General features: G+C 72.4%; 20 protein-coding genes and 2 pseudogenes. 7 read left to right on the top strand and 15 right to left on the bottom strand.

Translation table 11 applies throughout. The features are described 5' to 3' along the window. Positions 1-147: 147 nt before the first annotated feature. A complete protein-coding gene (locus ACIO6U_RS20035; RefSeq protein ID WP_391164326.1) occupies positions 148-450 on the top strand; it encodes a DUF1330 domain-containing protein in 303 nt (100 codons plus the stop codon). A gap of 31 nt (positions 451-481) precedes the next feature. Here the strand turns inward: ACIO6U_RS20035 and ACIO6U_RS20030 are convergent, their stop codons facing one another. Beyond that, entirely contained in the window at positions 482-1,021 is a 540-nt protein-coding gene (locus tag ACIO6U_RS20030) for a hypothetical protein (protein ID WP_401720791.1), read from the bottom strand. Between the two features lie 124 nt (positions 1,022-1,145). Between ACIO6U_RS20030 and ACIO6U_RS20025 the strand changes: the two genes are divergently transcribed. Next, positions 1,146-2,369, top strand: a complete 1,224-nt coding sequence (locus ACIO6U_RS20025) for a cytochrome P450 (protein ID WP_401720788.1) — start codon at positions 1,146-1,148, stop codon at positions 2,367-2,369. Here ACIO6U_RS20025 and ACIO6U_RS20020 read toward each other — a convergent pair. Then, on the bottom strand, positions 2,350-4,725 hold the full coding sequence (locus ACIO6U_RS20020) for an FUSC family protein (RefSeq protein WP_401720785.1): 2,376 nt from the start codon (positions 4,723-4,725) through the stop codon (positions 2,350-2,352). The genes ACIO6U_RS20025 and ACIO6U_RS20020 overlap by 20 nt on opposite strands. A gap of 125 nt (positions 4,726-4,850) precedes the next feature. Here ACIO6U_RS20020 and ACIO6U_RS20015 point away from each other — a divergent pair, with 125 nt between their 5' ends. Beyond that, positions 4,851-5,447: an HD domain-containing protein gene (locus tag ACIO6U_RS20015; protein ID WP_401720782.1), complete on the top strand. Its 597-nt coding sequence runs from the start codon at positions 4,851-4,853 to the stop codon at positions 5,445-5,447. 172 nt (positions 5,448-5,619) lie between these two features. Beyond that, positions 5,620-6,600 (top strand): helix-turn-helix domain-containing protein, encoded by a 981-nt coding sequence (locus ACIO6U_RS20010; RefSeq protein ID WP_355343684.1) that lies wholly within the window; start codon positions 5,620-5,622, stop codon positions 6,598-6,600. A gap of 567 nt (positions 6,601-7,167) precedes the next feature. Here ACIO6U_RS20010 and ACIO6U_RS20005 read toward each other — a convergent pair. Then, entirely contained in the window at positions 7,168-7,467 is a 300-nt protein-coding gene (locus ACIO6U_RS20005) for a hypothetical protein (protein WP_401720779.1), read from the bottom strand. On the opposite strand from ACIO6U_RS20005, the gene ACIO6U_RS20000 reads away from it, so the two are divergent. Continuing rightward, positions 7,451-8,074 (top strand): thaumatin family protein, encoded by a 624-nt coding sequence (locus ACIO6U_RS20000; protein ID WP_355343620.1) that lies wholly within the window; start codon positions 7,451-7,453, stop codon positions 8,072-8,074. The two genes, ACIO6U_RS20005 and ACIO6U_RS20000, sit on opposite strands and share 17 nt — an antisense overlap. Here the strand turns inward: ACIO6U_RS20000 and ACIO6U_RS19995 are convergent. The 4 genes from ACIO6U_RS19995 to ACIO6U_RS19980 form a co-directional block, all read right to left on the bottom strand. Beyond that, the gene (locus ACIO6U_RS19995) at positions 8,047-8,844 is read right to left on the bottom strand and encodes an alpha/beta fold hydrolase (RefSeq protein ID WP_391051863.1); all 798 of its coding nucleotides are present in this window, start codon (positions 8,842-8,844) and stop codon (positions 8,047-8,049) included. The two genes, ACIO6U_RS20000 and ACIO6U_RS19995, sit on opposite strands and share 28 nt — an antisense overlap. Positions 8,845-9,052: 208 nt before the next feature. Next, positions 9,053-10,291 carry an alginate lyase family protein gene (locus ACIO6U_RS19990; RefSeq protein ID WP_401720776.1) on the bottom strand — a complete coding sequence of 413 codons (1,239 nt, stop codon included), beginning with the start codon at positions 10,289-10,291 and terminating at the stop codon, positions 9,053-9,055. 221 nt (positions 10,292-10,512) lie between these two features. Next, a complete protein-coding gene (locus ACIO6U_RS19985; protein WP_401720774.1) occupies positions 10,513-11,676 on the bottom strand; it encodes a glycoside hydrolase family 88 protein in 1,164 nt (387 codons plus the stop codon). A 179-nt stretch (positions 11,677-11,855) separates the two neighbouring features. Then, a complete protein-coding gene (locus ACIO6U_RS19980) occupies positions 11,856-12,272 on the bottom strand; it encodes a hypothetical protein (RefSeq protein WP_401720772.1) in 417 nt (138 codons plus the stop codon). Positions 12,273-12,558: 286 nt separating this feature from the next. Between ACIO6U_RS19980 and ACIO6U_RS19975 the strand changes: the two genes are divergently transcribed. Beyond that, complete coding sequence (locus ACIO6U_RS19975) at positions 12,559-12,930, top strand: YciI family protein (RefSeq protein WP_355343632.1); 372 nt, start codon at positions 12,559-12,561, stop codon at positions 12,928-12,930. Then, the gene (locus ACIO6U_RS19970; RefSeq protein ID WP_401720771.1) at positions 12,927-14,183 is read left to right on the top strand and encodes an RNA polymerase sigma factor; all 1,257 of its coding nucleotides are present in this window, start codon (positions 12,927-12,929) and stop codon (positions 14,181-14,183) included. Before ACIO6U_RS19975 ends, ACIO6U_RS19970 begins: the two co-directional genes overlap by 4 nt. Before the next feature lie 49 nt (positions 14,184-14,232). Here the strand turns inward: ACIO6U_RS19970 and ACIO6U_RS19965 are convergent, their stop codons facing one another. The 8 genes and pseudogenes from ACIO6U_RS19965 to ACIO6U_RS19930 form a co-directional block, all read right to left on the bottom strand. Further along, a complete protein-coding gene (locus ACIO6U_RS19965) occupies positions 14,233-14,994 on the bottom strand; it encodes a MerR family transcriptional regulator (RefSeq protein ID WP_401720768.1) in 762 nt (253 codons plus the stop codon). Positions 14,995-15,099: 105 nt separating this feature from the next. Continuing rightward, a complete protein-coding gene (locus ACIO6U_RS19960; protein ID WP_401720765.1) occupies positions 15,100-18,207 on the bottom strand; it encodes an alpha-mannosidase in 3,108 nt (1,035 codons plus the stop codon). 137 nt (positions 18,208-18,344) lie between these two features. Continuing rightward, positions 18,345-19,385 (bottom strand): LacI family DNA-binding transcriptional regulator, encoded by a 1,041-nt coding sequence (locus tag ACIO6U_RS19955; protein WP_401720763.1) that lies wholly within the window; start codon positions 19,383-19,385, stop codon positions 18,345-18,347. Positions 19,386-19,410: 25 nt separating this feature from the next. Further along, positions 19,411-20,175, bottom strand: coding sequence for a Gfo/Idh/MocA family oxidoreductase (locus ACIO6U_RS19950; protein ID WP_401720760.1), 765 nt, complete (start codon positions 20,173-20,175; stop codon positions 19,411-19,413). Between the two features lie 164 nt (positions 20,176-20,339). Next, positions 20,340-20,426 (bottom strand): annotated as a pseudogene (locus ACIO6U_RS19945) (Gfo/Idh/MocA family oxidoreductase); the annotation flags it as partial. 323 nt (positions 20,427-20,749) lie between these two features. Next, positions 20,750-20,929, bottom strand: a pseudogene (locus ACIO6U_RS19940) (aldo/keto reductase); the annotation flags it as partial. Between the two features lie 239 nt (positions 20,930-21,168). Next, positions 21,169-21,783 (bottom strand): TetR/AcrR family transcriptional regulator, encoded by a 615-nt coding sequence (locus ACIO6U_RS19935; protein WP_401720757.1) that lies wholly within the window; start codon positions 21,781-21,783, stop codon positions 21,169-21,171. Then, positions 21,783-22,631: an oxidoreductase gene (locus ACIO6U_RS19930; RefSeq protein ID WP_401720947.1), complete on the bottom strand. Its 849-nt coding sequence runs from the start codon at positions 22,629-22,631 to the stop codon at positions 21,783-21,785. Before ACIO6U_RS19930 ends, ACIO6U_RS19935 begins: the two co-directional genes overlap by 1 nt. Between the last annotated feature and the right edge of the window lie 61 nt (positions 22,632-22,692).

Raw genomic sequence — 22,692 nt, 5'->3', positions numbered from 1 at the left:
AGTCACGCCAATTCCCGCTCGGCACGGGGACTTTGGGACCATTGCGCGGCCGTCCCGAATTCGGCATGCTGAGCGCCGGATCACATGTGATCCACAGCGTTCCACGTCATGTGACGTATTTCGCAGCCGAATTCGGGGAGACCGCAGATGACCGCGTACGTCCTGCTGGAAATTCAAGTGACCGACATGGCCGCCATGGCGGACTACCGGGAGATCGCCCAGAAGGCGGTGGCCGAATTCGGCGGCGAGTACCTGATGATCAACGCCAGGCCCGAGGCGGTCGAGGGCACGTGGGACGGCGCCAAGGGCCTGACGCTGCTGTCGTTCAGCAGCGTGGAGCAGGCGCGGGCCTGGTACAACTCGGACACCTACGCCCCCGGCATCGAGATCGCCAAGAAGGCGACCGTGCGGCGCCTCGCCATTCTTCCCGGCTTCGGCGAATCGGTCTGACCGGTTCGGCGCCGTATACGGTCGGCGCGGATCAGGGCAGTTCGAGCATCGGCTCGCCGCAGGACTGGCATTCGGCGTACACATCGAGGTCGTTGAGGATTTCGGCGTATTCGCCGTGTCCCTTGAGCGCGGCCGTGGCCGCGAGCAGATAACCCGTGGTGACCTGGTCGTGCTCGCCCGCCACCAGCGTCTCCCCGAGCAGGGCCAGCGCCTCGGGGAGCGCCTGCCGGTAAGCCTGCGCGAGGTCGTCGGGCAGGCCGTCCCAGACCTGCCCGTACTCGCCCGAGCACATGGCGACGAGCCCGATCACGTACAGGTAGTCATCCCTCTCGGCCGCCGGAAGGCCGCGCGCGATGGCGACGATGTGCGGCACGGCGGCGTACGCGGCGGGCCAGGCGGTGCCCTCGGAGCAGAGGTACGGCCACAGGTCGTCGAAGCGTTCGCGGTCGGCGGGGTGGTCGAGCAGGTGGCGCAGTTCGTCGGGCACGCAGGGGGCGTCGGAACCGCTCTTGCCGTTCGACCGGTCGCGGTGGTCGAGCGTGGTCCAGCGGGGGTCGTCCAGAGGCAGCATGGCCAGGAGTGTAGAGGTCCGCACAGGGCGCGAAAGCGCCTAGGTGCGGCTGCCCGCCGTGCCCTAGCGTCGTGACCGCCCGCATGCCGTACGCGCCCGTGAGCAGGGAAGCAGAGGACGTATCGTGACCGTCATACCGCAACCGCCCGACATCCTCTCGCCGCAGTTCGCCGCCGACCCGTATCCGGCCTACCGCGTCCTGCGGGAGCACTACCCCGTCGTCTTCCACGAGGGCACCGGCAGTTGGCTGCTGTCGCGGTACGAGGACGTCGAACGGGCCTTCCGCGACCCGGTGTTCACCACCGACAACTACGCCTGGCAGCTCGAACCGGTGCACGGCGGCCGGACCATCGTGCAGATGAGCGGGCGGGAGCACTCCGTCCACCGGGCGCTGGTGGCGCCGGCCTTCCGCGGCCGGGAGTTACGGGAGCGGTTCCTGCCGGTGATCGAGCGCAACGCGCGCGATCTGATCGACGCCTTCCGTGACGCCGAACAGGCGGACCTGGTCGATCAGTTCGCGACCCGCTTCCCGGTCAATGTGATCGTCGACATGCTCGGGCTCGACCGCGACGACCACGACCGCTTCCACGCCTGGTACGCCGCCGTGGTCGGCTTCTTCGCCAATCTCGCGCAGGACCCCGAGGTAGCCGAGGCCGGGATGCGCGCGAGCCGGGAGCTGGCCGCGTATCTGGTGCCGGTCGTCCACCGGCGGCGGGCCGAGCCGGGCGAGGACCTGCTGTCGTCGCTGTGCACGGCGGAGATCGACGGCACGGTGATGACCGACCAGGACATCACCTCGTTCGTGAGCCTGCTGCTGTCCGCGGGCGGCGAGACCACCGACAAGGCGATCTCCGGGATGTTCCGCAATCTGCTGGCCAACCCCGAGCAGTTGGAGGCCGTGCGGGCCGACCGCGACTTGGTGGCGGCGGCCTTCGCGGAGTCCCTGCGGTTCACTCCCCCGCTCCAGATGATCATGCGGCAGCCGGCCCAGGACGTCACGCTCCACGGCGTCACCATCCCGGCGGGCGCGACGGTCACCTGTCTGATCGGCGCGGCCAACCGGGACGAGCGGCATTACGACAGGCCCGACACCTTCGACATCCACCGCACGGACCTGACCACCGCGAACGCCTTCAGCGCCGCCGCCGACCACCTGGCGTTCGCGCTCGGGCGGCACTTCTGCGTGGGCGCGCTGCTGGCGAAGGCCGAGGTGGAGGTCGGCGCCAACCAACTCCTGGACGCCTTCACCGAGATGGGCTTCGCCGACGGGACGCCGGCCCCGGACAGCGGGGTGTTCGTCCGCGGTCCGCAGCGGCTCGACCTGAGCCTCACGCCCGCGACGACCTGACCCGCAGCGCCGGACGCGGGCCGAACGGGCCGCGGCCCTGTCGCAGGGTCGCGGCTGCCCGCGCCGGGCGCAGGATGCCCGCCTGGAGGCGGCGGGCCGCGTCGATGTGGTCGAAGGTCCAGATCATCTTGACGGCGGTGGAGGTGCCGCGCCCGTCGTCGGCGGTGAGGTCGCGGCGTACGGCGGCGAGCAGCCGCCCGTCCGCGCCCTCGTCGCGGGCGGCACGGTCGGGGACGGCGCCGGAGCCCGCGAGGGCCCGCGCGGCGGCCTCGTACCAGTCGACCAGCAAGGTGCCCGCGTAGAGGATCTCGCCGCGGGCCGCCGTCCTGTCCTCCTGCGAGGTGACGGTCTCGCGCTCCCACAGGTCGAGGATCGCGTCGGAGGTGAGCCGCAGTGCGGCGACGCCGGTGATGAGGGTCGTCACGTCGGCCAGCGGGATGTGCTTGGTGCCGCGCTCGGCGAGGAAGCCGCGGAAGGCGTCGTCGAGGCGGCGCGAGGCGGCGGCGGCCCGGCGCCGCTCGTCCTGCGGGGTGGCGGGCGCGGGGGCGGCGGCGTCGCAGCGGGCGACGCCGTACTGGATGGCGCCGCGCAGATAGTGGGCGCCTTCCTCGTAGGCGTCGGCCAGTGCCTGGCCGAGGGCGCGTCCTGCCCCGCGTGGCCAGAACAGCGCCCCGGCCACCAGGGAGACCCCGCAGCCGAGGGCGACGTCCTCGACGCGGACGAGCCCGATCTGCCAGCCCGCGGGCTCGATGATGTTGTAGAGGATGAGCAGGACGGTGGTGAACCCGGCCTGTCCGGCTGCGAAGGAGATGGCGGCGGGCGCGAGTCCCGCGAAGGCCACGGCGAAGGGCAGCAGCAGCCACAGGGCGGTGGTGTGGGTGCCGACGCCGTAGACGATGCCGCCGCCGATGACGAAGCCGACGCCCGTGCCGAGCAGGCCGCGCAGCGCGTTCTGGCCGGTGCTCAGGGCGTTGGAACGCAGCACCGCGAGGGTGCCGAGGACGACCCAGAACGAGTGCTGGACTCCGGTCGACTCGGCGAGCAGGACGGCCAGGGCGAGCGCGATGGCGCCGCGGACGCTGTTGTGCAGCCAGACGGAGTGGCGCTCGACGTGGGCCCCGGCGCGTTCCTGCGCGGACGACAGGAAGGACGGCACGCCCGAGGGCCCGCGGCCCAGGACGTGGTCCCACCAGCCGCGGCGCAGGGCGGCGACGGTGAGGCCGATGTTGGTGGCCATGGCGGAGATCGCGAAGCTCATCTCCTGGGCGCGGAAGCTCGGTTCGAGGGCGCCGAGGATTCCGGCCACGGCGTCGTCGGCGGCAGGGGAGTCGGGCGCGCCGGACGGGCCCGGCGCGTCGGCGGAGCCTGACTTCGCCGTCCGGGGCCGGTGCAGCGGCAGATCGCCGGTGACGGCCGTCTCCATCGCCTCGCGGGCGGCCTCCAGCCGCCGCAGGTCGCGCTCCAGCTCCGCGGAGCTGTCGGCGACCGACTCCAGGCTGGCCGCGCCGTGTTCGAGCAGGGTCGCGGCGGCCACCTTCACGTCGCAGACGACCGCGTCCGTCGGCCCGGGCTCCTCGTCGAGCGGCATGCGCTCCAGGATCGCGTCGAGCCACACCACCTGGTCGACCAGCCGGACCAGCGTGCGCGCCGACGTGGACAGTCCCGTGGGGCGGTACGGCGTCCCGAAGAACGAGGTGCGCAGCGCGGCGACGGCGGCGCCCGCCTCGTCGGACAGCGCCCGGTACTCGGCCGCGCCGACCGGTCCGAAGCCGCCGCGGACGCAGTCGACCTCGGAGCGCAGCCGCCGGGCCAGCAGCGCGCACGCCGTGGCGGTGGCCAGCCGCAGCGGTTCGCGCCGGGGCGCGGGCCACAGCAGGCCGACGGCGATCACCGACGCCGCACCGGCCAGCAGCCAGCCCGCGAGCCGGTCGGGCAGCGCGCTCACCGGGGCGGGCAGCGTCACCGGCAGCACGAAGGCGACCAGCAGCGCGGTCGAGGCGCTGGCCAGCACCGAGCTCACGACCCCGGCGAACAGCACGAGGAAGCCGACGACGAGGGTGACCAGGACGGCCAGCCACGCCGTCCGCGACGCGAGCGTCCCGACGGTGACCAGGACCGCGCCCGCCGCCACCAGACCGGTCTGCGCGGCGAGCCGTTGGCCCATGGCGCCGCTGAAGTCGACGAAGAGCAGGCCGGACAGCGCGCCGAACGAGGCGAAGGTGGCCATGGCCGGGTTGCCGACGACCTTGTCGCACAGGGCGAACAGGGCGGGCATGACGATCGCGGCGCGTCCGGCGCGGCGCAGCGCGGACAGGTCCGCGTCGCGGGTGCGGAGCCAGTTCAGGACGTTCAGCACGGCGGTGCCACGTGTCGTCGTGCTCGCCGCGCCGCGTCCGGTTCTGTGGTCATCAGCAGAGCATCGCACTCCGTACGGCCGCCCGCGGGCCCCCGGCGCGGGGTGTCGGGTCATACGCTGCGGAAGTGATTCTTCCCACCGCCGAGAGCGTGCGCGCGCTGCACGAGAAGTACGCTCCGACCCGTGAGTCCCTGTCCCTCGTCCGCACCCACTGCGAGATCGTGGCGCGGATCGCCCTCGACCTGGCCGCGCGTTCGCCCGAGCCGGTGGACACCGGGCTCGTCGAGACCGGTGCGCTCCTGCACGACATCGGTGTCTACCGGCTGGGCGACGACGCGTACGTCCGGCACGGTGTGCTCGGCCACGAGCTGCTGCGCGCGGAGGGCCTGCCGGAGGAGCTGTGCCGTTTCGCCTCCCACCACACCGGCGTCGGGCTGACGCGCGCCGACATCGAGCGGCAGCGGCTGCCCATCCCGCCCGGTGAGTACGTCGCCGGGTCCGTCGAGGAGCGGCTGGTGATGTACGCGGACAAGTTCCATTCGAAGTCGAGCCCGCCGAAGTTCCTGGACGCCGCCGCGTACGCCGGGAAGGTGGCGCGGTTCGGCCCGGACAAGGTGGTCGCGTTCCGCGCGCTGATCGCCGAATTCGGTGAGCCGGACCTCGACCCGCTGATCGCCGAGTACGGGCACCGCGTCCGGCGTGGTGACGCGCGAAGGACCTGACCGGAGGGTGTGCCGGGGCGGCGGCCCGGCCGGGTGCCGTGCGGGGCTCGCCGGGGCGCATGGCAAACTCACCGGGGTCGCCGACGCGGCGCCGTACGTTCCGCTTTCCGGGACGGCCGGGGCGGGCACGACGTCGGCGGCGCGATGTCGCGGTGCGGAAGTGGGTGTGGCGATGCTGGCGGAGACGGTCTTCCGCAGCGAGGACCTGGCGGTCGAGGACCGATTCGACGCCTGGCGCGAGTGCATGAACCGTACGCACGCCCCGATGCGGCTGGAGAGCGAGTGCGCGGCCGACTTCAAGGCGCATCAGCGGCTGATCGGGCTGGGCGCGGTGTCGATCTGGCCCGCGACCTTCGAGCAGCTGGTCTTCCTGCGCACCCCGAAGCTGATCCGGCAGTCCGACCCCGAGGTCTACCACCTCTCGCTCCTGCTGAGCGGTGAGGCCGGGGTGTCGTGGGGCCGGGAGGAGAACTCCTACGGCGCGTTCGACATCCACACCAACGACTCCTCGCGGCCGTACGAGATCTGGACCGGGCACGGGTCGATCTCCTCGGTGGGCGTCGAGATCCCCAAGGTGCTGCTGCCGCTTCCGCAGCACCGGCTGGACAAGGTGATCGGGCGGCACATCACCGGACGCGAGGGCGTGGGCGCGCTGCTCGCGCAGTTCCTCACCCAGCTCGCCGCGGACACCGTGCCGTACGCGCCCTCCGACGGTCCTCGGCTGGGCGCCGTGCTGGTCGACCTGGTGGCGGCGCTCCTCGCGAACGCCCTGGACGCCGAGGCGGCGCTGACACCGGAGACGCGGACCCGGGCGCTCACCTTGCGGGTGAAGTCCTTCATCCGGCAGAATCTCCACGACTCGGAGCTGACGCCCCGTCATATCGCCGCGGTGCACCACATTTCGCGCAGTTACCTGCACCGGCTCTTCCAGGCGGAGGACGAGACGGTCGCCTCGTACATACGCCGCCTGCGGCTGGAGGGCGCGCGTCGCGACCTGGCCGATCCGGCGCTGCTGGAGACGCCGATCCATCTCATCGCGGCCCGCTGGGGCTTTCCGCGGGCGGCCGACTTCAGCCGCGCCTACCGCGCCGTCCACGGGGCGGCGCCCACCGACCACCGCCAGCGGTCCGTACGTCCGGGCGCGGGTTCCTAGGGTGGCTCCGCCCGTTGTGGACGCATTGCCAAGTCGTCAGGCGACCGGCTGCTAACGACAGGCCGGCGCCGTGACCGGCAGGCTTGCCCGTGCATGCCCCAGGTCGGACCCGCCACCCGCGGACCCCGGCCACGGGGCGGCCCGTCCGTCGCCCATGAGGGCGGTCCACGGACGGTTCGCCGACAGACAGGAACCGATCATGCAGATCGACACGCCGAAGGCGGCCCGCCGCCGCGCCAACTGGCTCCCGTTCCACGACGACGAGACCTAGCGGAATCCCGGACGGCAGGCGCCGGCCCTTCCTCCGCGCCTCGGCCGGACGGCCGGGGCGCGACGGCGGTTGCGGTCCGAATGACAGGGGCGGGAGCCACGGGGGTGTTCCCGCCCTTCGCCATGCCGTCGCCGGACGGTTTGTGTTATCCGGCCGCGTCCCACGGGGTCTCCGACGTGTACCGATGCACGTGGCACGGCTGGAGGCGGCACGATGGGACGCAGGCGGCGGACGAGATCCGTACGGGGCTGGTGGGGGCTGGTCGTGGCCGCCGTGGTCGCGAGCGGGGTGGTCTACTACTGGCCGTCCTCGCCGGGCGGTGACGGGTCCGCGAGTACGGAGGCGGTGACCCGCCAGGCCGCGGCTCCGGCTCCGGCGGCCCCGACCGTGTCCGGGTCGCCGACGGCGTCCGCGACCGCGACCCGCGCGTCCGCCTCGCCGTCGGCGACCGCGCGCCCGTCGCAGCGGCCGAGTCCCAAGCCGTCGTCGCCGAAGCCGTCCGCGCCGAAGTCAGCGGCGGCCGGGGCCGGTTCGGGCGGCGGGCGGACGATCACCGTCGTCAACCGCACGCAGGAGACGGTGTGGGCGATCGTCACCGGCACCGCCGCGTATCCGAACGGCCGGGAGCTGCGGCCGGGGCAGAGCACGTCCCTCACCGTGGGCAACAAATGGGGCGGCCGGATCTGGGGCCGTACCGGCTGCACGTCCGGCGGTCAGGGCGCGTGCCTGACCGGGGACTGCACGTCGCAGTGCTCGGGCGCCAACCCGCCCACCACGCTGGGTGAGTTCACCTTCGACGCGTACGCCGGGCTCGACTTCTACGACGTGAGCATGGTCGACGGCGCGAATCTGCCGATGTACATCAACATCTCGCACACCGTGACCGCCGATCCGGTGAGTGCGACGGGCTGCTACAAGGGCGCGTGCACCAAGCCGGTGGACTGCCCCAGCGCCATGCGGGCCATGTCGGGCGGCCGGGTCGTCGGCTGCAAGCCGCCGTGCGCGGCCTTCGGCGGGGACACCTACTGCTGCCAAGGCGCCTGGGCCGGGCGGGAGAACTGCGTGCCGTCGAAGTGGCCGGTGGACTACACGCAGGTGTTCAAGAAGGCCGCGCCGTACGCCTATTCGTACGCCTTCGACGACGCGGCGACGATGTCGTGCAAGGGGCGGTGCGACTACCGGGTGACCTTCGGCGTCACCTGAGGCGCGCGCGGGGTCTCGCTCCACCGCTCCCCCAGGAAGTCCTTCAGCAGGTGGGTGACGGCGGCGGGCCGTTCCATGCTGGGCAGGTGTCCGGCCCAGGGCAGTTCGAGGTGGCCGGCGTCGGCGAGCAGTCCGGGCAGCCGGGCGGCGATCTGCCGGAAGTCCGCCAGGTCGTGGGCGCCGGAGACGACGAGGGACGGCGCCCGTACCGCCGCGAGGTCGTACGGCGGGCGGAGCTGGTCGAACTCCTCGGCGGCGAGCTGTACTTCGTAGGCGTTCCGCTGCTGGACGCGTACGGCCCGCCGGGCGGCCTCGTCGCCCTCGGGGCCGATCCAGGTCTCGACCATCAGCTCGACGGCGCCCGCGAGGTCGCCCGCCTCCAGCAGCGCCTCCTCGCGTTCGTCCAGCGCGTCGAGTTCGGCGGAGGCTTCGTGCCCGGCCATTCCCGGGCACAGCAGCACCATCGCGCCGACCCGCTCGGGGTGGCGCGCGGCGATCTCCAGCGAGGTCCTGCCGCCGTAGGAGGCGCCGACGAGCGCCGCCTGACCGATGCCGAGCGTGTCGAGGAGTCCGATCACGTCGTCGGCGTTGTTGTACGGCGCGTCCGGCGCGGGGGTCCGGCCGAAGCCGCGCAGGTCGCAGCGGATGACGCGGTAACCGGCGTCGGCCAGCGGCTGCCATTGCGGGTCCCACATCCGCCGGTCGCAGACCCCGGCGTGCAGGAATACCAGTGCGGGGCCGTCGCCCGCCGTGTCGTAAGAGAGAGTCATCCGGCAGACGGTACGCACCGCGCCGCGTGATTCCCTCCGGTTTTCGCTCTCGGCGACACTGTCGGCCGCCGCTGACGGGACCGAACATCCGGAGTCCGTCAGGCGCTTGCCGGACGCCGTGGCCGCGGAGCTCCGCGCAGAGCGCGCGACGAGGGCCGCGCAGCCCGGTGGGGAGCGCGGCCCTCGCGTGATTCGCCGTCCGCGTGGGTCAGTTGGGGTTCTCGGCGTTCGTGAGGGTCTCCCAGGCCACGAAGAGGTTGTTGGAACCGGCGGGGCGGTTGTTCTGCGTGAGGGTCTGCGTGTTGGTCATCGCGACCCCGCGCCGGGTGTGCAGCGCGTTGTAGCCGGTCTCGGTAATCGGGCCGAGGCCGCGGTTGACACTGCCGTTGCACAGCCAGCTCGGCGGCGCCGTGCCCAGTTCGTACTTGGACTGGAAGCCGAGCGCCTGCCGCAGCCGCTCGCCGATGTCCGTGCCGTACAGGTCGTCGCCCTGGATGCGGCTGGTCTCGGCGATGTGCGAGATCGCGGAGATGCCGTATCCGGTGTGCGTGAAGTCGCGGCAGGTCTCCTGGGTCAGCCCGTCGACGAAGGTGGACTGCCCCTGCCAGTAGCTGACGATCTTGGCCTTGGTGTCGAGGTTCTGGCTCGGCACCGTCTTGGGGAGCGCCCCGTCCGCGGCGATGTAGACATAGGCCGCGGCGCGGGTGCGGAACTTGGCCATCGCCTTGTCGTAGTCGGTCTTGTCGTCGAGGAAGACGGAGATGCCGACGGCGGCCTCCATCATCGACAGCTCCCAGTTGCCGTTGCTGTTCGAGCCGTTGATGATCTCGGGCAGGTAGACGTTGCGGAGCATGGTGCCGAAGCGCCCGGCGTTCGGCCAGCCGCCGGTGTAGGTCGACTTGATGATGTCGGCGGCCTTGGACCACGACGAGCCCGCCCAGCCGGTCTGCAACGGGGCGTTGCTGTTGGTGTGCTGGGTGATCGTCGCCGACCACGCGTCCATCAGCTTGATGGACTCCTGCGCGTAGCGCGCGTCACGGGTGAAGTACCAGGCCAGCGCGTCGGTGTAGGCCGCTATCGCGTCCTCGCGCTCGTCAGTGCAGCCGTTGTTGGGGTTGGAGTAGGAGCCGCACTCGACGTTCGCGCGCGGCTTGGGCGTACGGGTCAGCGAGGCGTACGAGCTGGCCATCATCTGGTTGTACGCGCTCTTCCACGGCTCGGCGTTGGCCTGCACCTTGGCGCGGGCGAAGTCGAGTTGGGCGGCGGAGACGGTCACTCCGGGGTGGACGAAGGCGGCCGGTGCGGCGCTGGCGCGCTGGGCGCCTCCGGGCCAGGCGGAGAAACCGGTTACAAGGGCCGCGGCCGCACAGGCGGCGGTGACCAGCAGAACGGGGCGCCGTACGCGGCGGCGGTGGCGCGCGGGCGAGGGCGTGGGGGTGCCTGCCATGCGGTGACCATCCGATCTTGAGTGGGGGGCTGTTCGTGAGCGGGCGCGTTCCCGGGTGAGCGCGTTGGTGAGCGCGTGTTCCCCGGCGTGCACCGTGGCGTTCCTGAGTGTGAACTGAGCTTGCATTTCTGAACACTTGACTGACCGCAGACCATAGGTACGGACTAATACCCCCGTCAAGCCCCTGCGCGGTGCGGGAGTTGGCCGAACCCGGCTCGCGATCAGGTGGCGAGCGCCGCGAGTTCGGTCCCGGCGAGCAGGAATCCGCCGACGCCGAAGTCGGCCGTGCTGTCGTACGTCACGGGCTGGCTGGAGTCCGGCCGGTCGCCGACCTTCTGGATGTAGCCGAGGGTGCCGTCGGGGTGAACCGCCGTGGCCAGCAGGCCGTTCCAGGCGCGCGCGGCGACCGGCAGATACGTGGCCCGGTCGACGAGTCCCGCGCGTACCGCGTACGCGGTGCCGTAGGCGAAGAAAACGGTTCCACTCGTTTCGGGGCCGGGGAAGTGCGCGGGGTCGGCGAGGTTGACGTTCCAGAAGCCGTCGGTGCGCTGCACCGCGGCGACCGCCCGTACCAACTCCTTGAGCGTGGCGCGGTATTCGGCGGTGTCGGCCTGATCGGCGGGCAGCGCCTTGAGGGTCTTGGTGTGCGCGGCGGCGACCCAGCCGTTGCCGCGCGACCACAGCACGGGCTTGCCCGAGGGCGAGAGGATGCCGCCGGGCAGGAAGTTCTTGTCGCGGTACCACAGCCCGGTGGCCGGGTCGTGGAGACCGGGGCCGCCCTCGGCCGACTTGGTATGCCGGTACAGGTCGTGCAGCTTGCGGTGGTAGTTCGCGTCACCGCGCAGCACGCCCAGGCGGGCGAAGGGCGACATCGCCATGTGCAGCGCGTCGTCCCACCACCAGTCGTCGTCCTTGCCGGCCTGGTCGGTGTAGACCATGCGGTGCAGGCAGGTCTCGATCGCGGTCAGCTTCGCCGGGTCGGGTTCGATCTCGTACAGATCCAGATACACCTGGCCCGCGCACTGGTTGTCCGCGTTGCGGGTGGTCGTACCGCCGTTGAGGCCGTAGTTGTTCCGCTCGGCCCAGGAGCGCGCGTAGGCCAGATAGCGGGTGTCGGACGTCAGCCGGTACAGGGCGGTCAGGCCGCTGAAGAAAGTGGCGTTGGCCCACTGGTTGTTGCCGGGGTCGGCGTGGGCGCCGATCCAGTGGTCGGCGACGCGGCGCAGTGCGGTGACGACGGCCGCCCTGGAGGGCAGCACCGGGGAGGGCGGGGCGGCGGCAGAGGCCGCGGCGCGGGCGGTGGCGTGCGCGGTGGCGGGGATCGCGGTCGCGGTGGCGGTCGCGGCGAGTGCCGCACCGCCGATCAGGAAGTGGCGTCGGTCCATCGGAGTCTCCAAGTGCCGTGCGTGCTAGGTGCGCTGCGGGCATGGACGGCCGGTGGTGGCGTCGGTACGGCTCGGCTCTCGGCTCTCGGCTCTTGATGCGGGTGACGCGCGGGTGGCGCGTACGGGACGCCCACTCACCGGCGAATTCAAGGACATGAACGATGAGTGTCCTTGTGAACTCAATGGAGCTTAGATGACCGCGCCCGCCGTACGTCAACCCCGGTCGCGCTGACTCCGGTGAGGTTCACCCCGGCAGTGAAGGGCGACCTGGCCGTGCGCACCGGCTCGGCGGCCGGACCGGGCGGGAGCCGGTCACTGGCGGCGGTGGCACCGGCGAGCGTACGGCCGACGGCGGCGGGGACCGCGTCGGGCGGCGCGCCCGACATCCGCTGCTGGACACCGCTCGCGCCGAGGTCGGCGGTCACTCGGGGCAGCGCGAGGAACAGCGAGGTCATGTCCGTCGCCACCAGCGGCGTCGGCAGGGCGAGCAGGGTCAGGCCCAGCCACTCGTGCCGCCCGCCGGTCCGCCCGGCGCGCCCGTATCCCCGTTGTCCGGCATGTCCGCTCCTCCGCCGTGTCGGGTCTCTTTCCCGCACCGGTCGGAGCGGCGACGGGCTTCTTGAGGTCCGGCTGGAAGAATTTTCGGAGCGAGCCGGACCGGGCCGTATTGGAGCGGATCGGTACGGATCGAAACGTATCGGCACGGATCGAAACGGGCCGGAATTCGATGCGCCGCCGATGTCAAGAAGCCGTCCGCGGCTCCGACTGTGTGGTGCACGGACCCGGAAGGGGTTCGGCGTACGGCACACACGTACGACATACGCGCGGGACGTCCGAGCAGGGCATCCGCGGACGGCGTCCACGCGGGACAGAGGAGTAGCGATGAAGTTTCTGCTGATCATGCACATGAACCCGGCGGTGTGGAACGCGCTGACCGAGGAGGAGCGCAACGAGGTCATGGGCGGCCACGACGCCTTCATCAACACGGTCACCGAGTCGGGCGAGATGATCCTCACCCAGGGCCTGGCCGACATCTCGCAGAGCGCCGTCGTGCGGGTCCGCGACGGGCAGCGGGTCGTCACCGACGGGCCGTACCTGGAGACCAAGGAATACCTCGGCGGCTTCTACCTGGTCGACTGCGAGAACCGCGAGCGCGCTCTGGAGCTCGCCACGATGATCCCCGACGCGAAGGTGGAGGGGCTGGGCATCGAGGTGCGCCAGGTGATGTTCTCCGGTGGACAATTGGAGATGTGAGCACCGACACCGTGACCGAGGACCTGCTGCGCGAGCTGACGCCGCAGGTCCTCGGTGTGCTGGTCCGCAGGCACGGCCAGTTCGAGGAGTGCGAGGACGCCGTGCAGGAGGCGGTGCTCGCCGCGGCCGTGAAGTGGCCGGCCGACGGTGTGCCGGACCATCCGCGCGGCTGGCTGATCACCGCTGCCTCCCGCCGGCTGATCGACCAGATCCGCAGCGACCACGCCCGCAAGGCGCGGGAGACGGCCGCGGCGGCCCAGTCCCCCGAGCGGGAGGCGGGCGTCAGCCCGGGGCCCGGCGAGGACGGCGCGCCGGAGGGTGACGACACCCTGATACTGCTGTTCCTGTGCTGCCACCCGGCGCTGACGCCCGGCTCGCAGACCGCCCTGACCCTGCGCGCGGTCGGCGGTCTGACCACGGCGGAGATCGCCCACGCGTTCCTGGTGCCCGAGGCCACCATGGCCGTACGGATCAGCCGGGCCAAGCAGCGGATCAAGGCGGCGGGCAGCCGCTTCACCCTGCCCGAGGTACGCGAGCGCGAGGAACGGCTGCGGGTCGTCCTGCACGTGCTGTACCTGATCTTCAACGAGGGCTACACCGCGACTTCCGGGGCCGCGCTGCACCGCGCCGACCTCGCCCGCGAGGCGATCCGGCTGACCCGTGTGGTCGATCGGCTGCTGCCCGACGACGGCGAGGTCGCCGGTCTGCTCGCCCTCATGCTCCTCACCGACGCGCGCCGCGCCGCCAGGACCGGGCCCGGCGGCGACCTGATCCCGCTGGACGAGCAGGACCGTACGCTCTGGGACGCCGACCTGATCGCCGAGGGCACCGCTTTGATCAGTACGGCCATGGCCCGCTCGGCGCTCGGGCCGTATCAGCTCCAGGCCGCCATCGCCGCGACGCACGCCGCCGCGGAGCGCACCGAGGACACCGACTGGCACCAGGTGCACACCCTGTACAAGATCCTGGAGCGGATCGCGCCCAACCCGATGGTCACCCTCAACCGCGCCGTCGCCCTCGCCGAGATCCAGGGGCCGCGGGCCGGGCTCGACCTGCTGGCCACCTTGGACGACGACGCCCGCGTCGAGGGCCACCACCGGCTCCATGTCGTCCGCGCCCATCTCCTGGAGCGCTCCGGCGACCTCCCGGCCGCCCGCGAGCACTATCTTCTGGCCGCGCGCGGCACGGCCAGCCTCACCGAGCGCCGCTTCCTGGAGTCCCGCGCGAGCCGTCTGAAGCCCGGCGCGCGCTGAGCGGGTGACAGCGGCGACGACCGCGTGCCCGACGGGCGTCAGCGGTGGGTCAGCTCAGCCGGGCGTCGGCGTAGACCGCCATCGCGTCGCGCTGGTACTCCGCCAGCCCGGCCGCGATCTTGTCGTACGCCGAACGGAAGCGCGGGTCGTCGGTGAACATCTGCCCCAGTCCCTTGTACGCGGTCGCGCTGGGGGTCCAGAACCCGCACAGCCATTGGTAGTGGGCATCCGTCTCGGCCTGCACCGCCGGGTCGGCCACTGGCGTGCCGGCCACCATGAAATCGGCCATGCGGACCATCCGCGCCGTGATCTCGCGCTGCGTCCGCTCCTGGTCCTCGGCCGTGAGCGGGCCGGCGATCCGCCGGGACCGCTCGTACTCGCGCGGCCACCGCTCGCGCGCCTCGTCCTCGTAGCGCGAGGCGTCGAAGCCCTCGAACAGATTCTCCGGCCTGTTGATCTCCGCCATGTCGTCCCCGTCCTTTCCTTCCTCCAACTCCGCGATGGTGCGGCCGACCGTGCGGACCAGGGTGTCGAGCCGGTTCCGCTCCGCCAGCAGACGCCGGTGGTGCTCCCGGAGCACGGCCACCCGGTCCGCCTGCCTGTCGAGGACCGCCGCGATGTCCCGCAGGCCCAGGCCCAACTCCCGCATCAGCAGGATCTGTTGCAGCCGCAGCAGATCCCGCTGCTCGTAGGAGCGGTGCCCGTTACGGCCGGTCCCCGCAGGGGGCAGCAGACCGATCTCGTCGTAGTACCGCAGCGTCCGGGACGTCACTCCGGACAGCCGGGCCACGTCCGCGATCGACCAGGCCATCGCCCTGCCTCCCCTCGCCGGCCGGTCGTTCCGGCCACATGGACGACCGTAGAAGTTGACGCGGCGTAAAGCGCAAGCCGACAGCGGGCGGTGCCGACGCCGGGCTCAGTGCTCGGCCAGGGGCGGCGCGGTGTCCGTCGAGGGGGTCAGGCGCAGCGTGACGATCTCGAACGGTCGCAGGCGCAGGTCCACGGCGCCGTCCCGGATCTCGGCGGGCGGCTGGTCGGTCAGGGGGCGTTCCAGCAGGTCGCAGGGGGTGGCGGTGTGGAGGGCGAAGCCGGGGGTGAGGGTGGTGCGGGTCCGGGCGCCGTTGGCTTCGTAGAGACGTACGACGATGTCGCCGCTCTCGTCGTCGGCGAGCTTCACGGCGCTGACGACGACGCCCTCGTGGCCGACCGTCGCCAGCGGTTCGACCGCGGCGGCGCCCGGCACGCGGCGCTCGGGCAGGTGGATGGCGTACCCCTCGCGGACGGCGTCGCCGATGGACGCGCCGGGAAGCAGGGCGTAGCGGAAGCGGTGCACGCCCTGGTCCGTCCGCGGGTCGGGGAAGCGGGGCGCGCGCAGCAGGGACAGGCGCACGGTGACGGCGGCGCCGGGGGCGCTGCCGCTTGTGGAGCGGGTGACGTCGTGGCCGTAGGTGGAGTCGGTGACCAGGGCCACGCCCCAGTCGGGCTCCGCGAGGTGCAGGAATCGGTGATTGCACGCCTCGAAACGGGCGGCGTCCCAACTGGTGTTGGTGTGGGTGGGCCGGTAGACGTGGCCGAACTGGGTCTCGGCCGCGTAGCGGTCGGCGTGGACGTCCAGTGGGAAGGCCACCTTCAGGAACTTCTCCGTCTCGCGCCAGTCGACCTCGGTGGAAACGTCCAGGCGCTTGTGCCCGGCGGTGAGGGTGAGGTCCTGCACGGCGCGCGAGTGGCCGAACGAGCGCTCGACCCGGACGGTGACGGCGTGGGCCGTCGCGGCGGTCACCTCGACGCGGTCGGCGGCGGTCAGGTCGGTGACGGTGTTGCGGTAGTAGGCGTCCACGTCCCAGGCGTCCCACATGGTGGGGAAGTCGGGGTGGAGTTGGAGCAGGTTGGCCGGGCGTCCCTCGGCGAGGGTCTCGCGGTCCGCGGCGAGGTCGTGGACCGACACCACCAGGCCGCGGTCGTCGATCTCGACCCGCAGCAGGCCGTTGTCCAGTACGTGGCCGCCGCCGGGGCGGGCCGAAGCGGTGACCGTCCCGTCGACGCCGGGGTCGGCGACGGGCGCGGCGCCCCCTGCCGGGACACCGCCGCGGGCGTGCGGGGCCGCGTTGAAGACCAGGGCCCCCTCTCCCTCCTGGTCCCCCTCCCCCTCCTCGCCCCCCTCCCGCGACGGCGCACCGGCCAGGGCGAGTTGGGCGGCGTCGATGATCGACCGCAGCTCCACCGCGAGGGCGGCGTACGTCGCCTCGGCCTCGCGGTGCACCCACGCGATGGACGAGCCGGGCAGGATGTCGTGGAACTGGTGCAGCAGCACCGTCTTCCAGATCCGGTCCAACTCCTCGTACGGGTAGGGCAGTCCGGCCCGTACGGCGGCGGTCGCGGACCACAGCTCCGCCTCGCGCAGCAGGTGCTCGCTGCGGCGGTTGCCCTGCTTGGTGCCGGCCTGGCTGGTCAGCGTGCCGCGGTGCAGTTCGAGGTACAACTCCCCGACCCAGACGGGCGGTTCGGGGTACTCGGCGCGGGCCTTGGCGAAGAACTCCGCCGGGGACTCCCACTCCACCCGGGCCGAACCCTCCAGGTCGCGCAGCCGGGCGGCCTTGGCGATCATCTCGCGGGTCGTGCCACCGCCGCCGTCGCCCAGCCCGGTCGGCGCCAGCGACCGCCCGGCCATGCCCTTCTCCCTGAAGTTGCGTGCGGCGTGGGCGACTTCGCGGCCTTCCAGGCCCGCGTTGTAGGTGTCCATCGGCGGGAAGTGCGTGAAGACCCGGCTGCCGTCGATGCCTTCCCAGGCGAAGGTGTGGTGCGGGAAGGAGTTGGTGCGGCTCCAGGAGATCTTCTGGGTCAGCAGCGAACTCGACCCGGACGCCCGGATGATCTGCGGCAGCCCGGCCGCGAAGCCGAAGGTGTCCGGCAGCCACACCTCGTCGCTCTCGATGCCGAACTCGTCCAGGAAGAACCTCTTGCCGTGCACGAACTGACGGGCCATCGCCTCGGAGCCGGGCATGTTCGTGTCCGACTCGACCCACATTCCGCCGGTGGGCACGAACCGCCCGTCGGCGACGGCCTGTCGGACCCGGGCGTAGACCTCGGGGCGGTGTTCCTTGATCCAGGCGTACTGCTGCGCCTGGGACATGGTGTAGACGAAGTCGGGCTCGTCCTCGATCAGGGCCGTCATGTTCGCGGTGGTCCGGGCCACCTTGCGGACGGTCTCGCGCAGCGGCCACAGCCACGCGGAGTCGATGTGCGCGTGGCCCACCGCGCTGATCCGGTGGGCCGACGCGTGCGCGGGCGCGGCCAGCACGTCGGCCAGCAGGGCTCGGGCCGCCTCGGCGGTGCCGCCCACGTCCTGGAGGTCGATCGCGTCGAGCGCCCGTTCCACCGCGCGCAGGATGTCCCAGCGGCGGGCCGAGTCGGCGGGCAGCTCCGGCATCAGCTCGCCCAGCACTTCGAGGTCCTGCACGAGCTCCCAGACCGTGCGGTCCAGCACGGCCAGGTCCATCCGGCCCAGGACGTACTGCGGCGCGCGGCCCGCCGTCGCCTTGTCGCCCAAAGCGGTCGGGCGGAAGGGCGGGTTGTCCAGCACGATCGGGTTGGAGGCGGCCTCGACGTGCAGCAGGATCCGCTCACCGCCGGTGACGGGGTCGCCGACGCGCACCCACTGATTGCGCGGGTTGAGGCCCTTCACCGGGGTGCCGTCCGGCCGGTAGACCAGGCCCTCGCACTGGAAGCCGGGGGTGTCCCGCTCGAAGCCGAGGTCCAGCAGGGCCTCGACGGTGCGGCCCGCCCACTCCTCGGGCACGGTACCGCTGACGGTGAGCCAGCTCGTTCCCCACGGCGGACCCCACGGCTCGCCGGGCGCGATCGGCCTGCGGGCCGCGGCGATGCCTTCGGCCACCGGGACCGGCTCGTCGGGCGCGTCCCAGATGCCGACGGTCAGCGGCACCCGCTCCCCGTAGACCGCGGGGCGGACGCGCTCGTTGAGGACGCGTTCCAGGCGGGACTCGATGAGGCTGCGGTCGTCGTGCATGTACGGGCTCCGGGGTGTGGTGGGCGGCCGGGTCGAATGGCTGACGGGCGTGGCGCGGTGGAGGCGGGGCTCGGGGACCGCGAGGCTCCGGACGGGCAACGCGCCTGCTTCCGGGGCGCGTTGTCCGCGGCGCGCGGCTAGGACACGTCCCGCGCCGGGCCGCGGTCCTCCCCGTGGGCGATGATCGTGGTGCGCACCACGACCCGGCGCGGCGGCAGCGCTCCCGCGCCCTGGCGGGCCAGGCGCTCGCCGAGCAACTGGGCGGCGCGGCGCCCGATCTCGTCGGGGTCGTAGTCCACCACCAGCACCGGCACGCTGAGCACGTCGGCGAGGTCGAAGTCGTCGAACCCCGCGAGCGTCGCGCTGGCGCCGTGGTGCCGCAACGCCTGGTAGGCGCCCAGGGTGTTGCGGTTGTCGGTGCAGAACACCGCGGTGGGCGGCTCGGGCAGCGCGAGCAGTTCGGCGGCAGCCGCCTCGGCGGAGGCGAGATCCTCCCGGCCGCGCTTGACCAGGGCGTCGTCGGGGTCGATGCCCGCCTTGTGGAGGGCCGCGCTGTAGCCGCGGTAGCGCTCGGAACCGGTGTACACCGACGCCGGGTTGCCGAGGAAGCCGATCCTGCGGTGTCCTGCCGCCAGCAGTCGGCTGGTCGCCGCGTACGCGCCGCCGAAGTCGTCGACCAGGACGCAGTCCGCCTCGAATTTGGTCGGGGGCCGGGCGACGCTGACCACGGGCAGGGAGGTGGGCAACTCCTCGGCCAGATACGCCTGGTCGGCCCCCGCCGGGACGAGGATCACACCGTCGACCCGGCGCGCGGAGAAGTCCCGACCGGCGTCGCGCTCGCGGCCCGCGTCACCGGCCGTGTTGGTGATCACCACCCGCAGTCCCTCCTCGGCGACCGCCGCCTCGATGCCGAGCGCGAGCCGGGCGCAGAAGGGGTTGGCGAGGTTCGTGACGATCAGGCCGATGGTGCCGGTGCCCTGTCCGTGCCGGAAGTTGCGAGCCAGAGCGTTGGGCCGGTAGCCGAGCTGCCGTACCGCGGCCTCGACGCGTGCGCGTCTGTCCGCCGACACCCCGGTGTCGCCGCGCAGGACGCGGGACACGGTCATCGCGCTGCCCTCGGCGAGGGTGGCGACCTGTTTCGTGGTCGGTGGTGCGGTGGTGAGCGGCGCGCCGGCCACGGTGGTCTCCCTCTCGGCTCGTTGACTAGAGAATAGAGGCATCGTTGTCTTCCGGAACCTCGGCCGCGTATCGCGCCGCGCCGATCAGCCCGGCTGCGGCCGGCCGGCTTCGGCAGGCCGGCGGCCAGCCCCCCGCCAGTGCCGGACCGATCAGGTCCCAGGAGCCGGTCATCGAACCGCCCACCACGAGCGCGGTGGCGCCGAAGCGGCGCAGGGCCGGTCCCGCGTCGGCGGATGCCGCGTGCCGGGCGGCCTCGATGACGCGGAGTACGGCGACGCTGTCGCGCGGGTCGACGGGCGGTGGGGTGCCGGTGCGCAGGGCTGTTGCCAGCTCGGAGTAGCAGGTCTCGTACGAGCCGGGGCGGGTGGGGACCGGGCGGGGGGCGGCGCCGTCGGCGATCTCACCGCGCGGTTCGGCGGGCTCGACCCCGAAGTCGGCGTCGCCGGGGCGCAGTCCGGCCTCCAGTTGGGCCTCCTGCGGGTCGAGGCCGAAGGTGCGGTGCGAACCCCGGGCGCCGCGCAGCAGGAAGCGCGGGCGGTCGTGGGCCGCCAGGGAGCTCATCCACAGCCGGGTGCGTACGCCGTTGGTGTGCCGGAGGGACACCAGGACGTCGTCGTCGTTGACGGCGTTCGGCCGGCGGGCTTCCACGTCGGCGTGCACGGTCTCGACCGGGCCGAAGAACAGGAGCGCCTGGTCCACCAGGTGCGGCGCGAGGTCGAAGAGGAATCCGCCGCGTCCGTGACCGTCGTACGGTCCTTGCGGCCATCGGTGACGTCGGGCTTCCACCATTCGAAGGGCGACCCGAAGACGAAGACCTCGCCGAGGTCGCCGGAGGCGAGGACGTCGCGGAGGGTGAGGAAGCCGCCGTCCCGGCGCCGGTTCTGGAAGACCGACCGGGCGCGGTTCGCGGCGTCGGCGGCGTCGGCCAGCTCCTGCGCGTCACGGGCGGTGAGCGCGAGCGGCTTGTCCACGACCACGTGCAGACCCGCCTTCAGAGCGCGCCCGGCAAGTTCGAGGTGCGTCTGGTGGGGCGTGGCCACGACCGCGAGGTCGTAGCCGTCGGCCGCCGCGAACGCCGTGTCGGCGTCGGCCACCACGCGGGCGTCCGGGTGGTCGGGCCGCGGCGGCGGCGCGGGCCGGATCGGAGGTGACGATCGCCCGGACCGTGTAGTGCGGATTCGTGGCGAGCAGCGGGCCGTGGAACACGCGGCCCGCCAGGCCGTAGCCGAACAGCAGGACGCGCAGGGGGTCGGACATGGGGCTCCTCATCGGACTCCGAGGACTTCGAGGGCTTCGAGATGACGGCGCGTCGGCCCCAGGCGGGCAGGTGTGCGGGATCGACGCGCGCGGCGATGGCGTCCACGTCGTCCCAGAGCGCGTCGGGCACCTCGGTCGCGTCGAGCGCGAGGGTCTGCTCGATCCGTTCGGGCCGCGAGGTGCCGATGACGGTGCTGGCGATCCGCGGGTCGCGCGTGGAGAAACGCACCGCCGTCGCTGCGAGCGGCACACCGCGGTCACGGCACGCCTCTTCGATCGCGCCGATGGCGGCGAGCAGTTCGGCCCCTCACGGTAGGGGCACCGCCGCGAGCCGCCGACGCCGGTCGGCAGGATCTGGCCGCCGGACACGGCGGCGTTGACGACCCCGGCGTTCATCGACACCGCCAGGTCGATGAGCGGACCGGCGGAACGGTTGACCAGGGTCCAGCGGTTGGGGGGTGAGCAGGACGTCGAAGTGTCCGGTGCGCACACACCGTTCGGTCGTCGGGAGTCGCCGCGGACGGCTCACACGGTCAGGCCGGCGGTGGTCAGCCAGATGTGTTCGCAGGTCGCGGACGCCTCGCGCAGCTTTTCCGGGGACTCCCGCGAGGCGTGGTAAAAGGTCCGCTCGATCATCCAGCACAGGGCGCGGGCCAGGGCGGAGGACTGGTGGGGCGCGGTGCCCGGTGCGATTCCGGCGCGTTCCAGGACGGCGGTGATGGCCGTGATGAAGAGGTCGGCCGTGTGGTTCCACAGCTCGCCGATCTCCGGCACGGTCAAGGACAGGTCGATCGCGGTGCGCATGACCAGGCCGTGCGCGTTCCACAGCTCGACCGTGCGCCGCATGGCCGCCGCGACGGCCTGGCGCGGTTCGTCGGCCTGGGCGGTGGTCCTGGACCGCTCCCACAGGTGCTCGACCGTTCTGGCCACGAGCGCGGTGACCACTTCCTGCTTGGAGCCGAAGTAGAAGTACAGCGCGGCGCGGGTGATGCCCGCGCCCTGGGCGATGTCGGCGACCGTCATGGCCTCGTGGCCCTTGGTCGCCAGCAGTGCCTCGCAGGTGTCGAGGATGGCGCGCTCCCGGACATCGCCCTTGCGTTCGGCGGTCCGGCGGCCTCGGGCGGGTTCGTGGCCTGGCATCAGAGCTGAGCGCCCTCGGCGAAGTCGGTCGTACGCGACAGCGTCTCCCATGCTCGGATGTCCTCGTCGACGGCCGTGCGCGCGGCGGCGACCAGGCGCAGCGCGTCCGAGCCCAGGACGAGGTGGGCGGGCGGCCGGTCGACCGACGCGATGTGCACGACCGCCTCTCCGGCCTTGGCCGGGTTGCCCAGTTGGTTCCCGCTGGCCATCCGCCGCGCCTCGCGGATGGGGGTGAACAGCTCGTCGTAGTCGTCGATGGACTGCTCGGCGCGCGTCATGGACCGTCCGGCCCAGTCGGTGCGGAAGGAGCCGGGCTCGATCGCCGTCACATGGATCCCGAACTGTGCGACCTCCTTGCCCAGCGCTTCGAGGATGCCTTCCAGGGCGAATTTGCTGCCGCAGTAGGCGGACATGCCAGGCACGGCCATGAGGCCGCCCATGGAGGTGACGGCCATCAGGTGTCCGCGGCGACGGCGCCGCATGGGGGGCAGCGCGGCCCGCAAGGTGGCCACGGCTCCGAACACGTTGACCTCGAACTGCCACCGCACCTCGGCCAGCGGCGTCTCCTCGAAGGTGCCCTCCAGGCCGTAGCCGGCGTTCGCGACGACGACGTCCAGCGGGCCAACGCTCCGCTCGACCTCGGCGACCACGGCCGTGACGGCGTCGCCGTCGGTCACGTCCAGGACGCGGCCGTGCGCGCGCCCGGATTCCAGCTCCTCGAAGGCCCGCAGGTCCTTCTCCGAGCGGACGGTGCCGACGACGGTGTGCCCGGCTGTCAGCGCGGCCCGGGCGAAAGCGCGCCCCAGGCCCGTGCTGACGCCCGTGATGAGCCAGTTCCGCGTCTCCATGTGCTCCTCCTCGGCGGTCACGCGGGGAGTCGACGTCCTCCCATGTCGAAAAGTCTACACC

This window comes from Streptomyces sp. NPDC087422 (genome assembly GCF_044744145.1).
Classification (GTDB): Bacteria; Actinomycetota; Actinomycetes; order Streptomycetales; family Streptomycetaceae; genus Actinacidiphila.
Note: the sequence above shows the minus strand (reverse complement) of the source record. Positions and strands in the feature narration are given on the sequence as shown.

Bases quoted from the DNA above. Each gene is read 5' to 3' on its own strand.
- ACIO6U_RS20030 (WP_401720791.1), bottom strand. From the start codon at position 1,021: ATGCTGCCTCTGGACGACCCCCGCTGGACCACGCTCGACCACCGCGAC.
- ACIO6U_RS19990 (WP_401720776.1), bottom strand. From the start codon at position 10,291: ATGGCAGGCACCCCCACGCCCTCGCCCGCGCGCCACCGCCGCCGCGTA.
- ACIO6U_RS20035 (WP_391164326.1), top strand. From the start codon at position 148: ATGACCGCGTACGTCCTGCTGGAAATTCAAGTGACCGACATGGCCGCC.
- ACIO6U_RS19995 (WP_391051863.1), bottom strand. From the start codon at position 8,844: ATGACTCTCTCTTACGACACGGCGGGCGACGGCCCCGCACTGGTATTC.
- ACIO6U_RS19935 (WP_401720757.1), bottom strand. From the start codon at position 21,783: ATGCCAGGCCACGAACCCGCCCGAGGCCGCCGGACCGCCGAACGCAAG.
- ACIO6U_RS19975 (WP_355343632.1), top strand. From the start codon at position 12,559: ATGAAGTTTCTGCTGATCATGCACATGAACCCGGCGGTGTGGAACGCG.
- ACIO6U_RS19950 (WP_401720760.1), bottom strand. From the start codon at position 20,175: ATGGTGGAAGCCCGACGTCACCGATGGCCGCAAGGACCGTACGACGGT.
- ACIO6U_RS20010 (WP_355343684.1), top strand. From the start codon at position 5,620: ATGCTGGCGGAGACGGTCTTCCGCAGCGAGGACCTGGCGGTCGAGGAC.
- ACIO6U_RS19965 (WP_401720768.1), bottom strand. From the start codon at position 14,994: ATGGCCTGGTCGATCGCGGACGTGGCCCGGCTGTCCGGAGTGACGTCC.
- ACIO6U_RS19985 (WP_401720774.1), bottom strand. From the start codon at position 11,676: ATGGACCGACGCCACTTCCTGATCGGCGGTGCGGCACTCGCCGCGACC.
- ACIO6U_RS19930 (WP_401720947.1), bottom strand. From the start codon at position 22,631: ATGGAGACGCGGAACTGGCTCATCACGGGCGTCAGCACGGGCCTGGGG.
- ACIO6U_RS19960 (WP_401720765.1), bottom strand. From the start codon at position 18,207: ATGCACGACGACCGCAGCCTCATCGAGTCCCGCCTGGAACGCGTCCTC.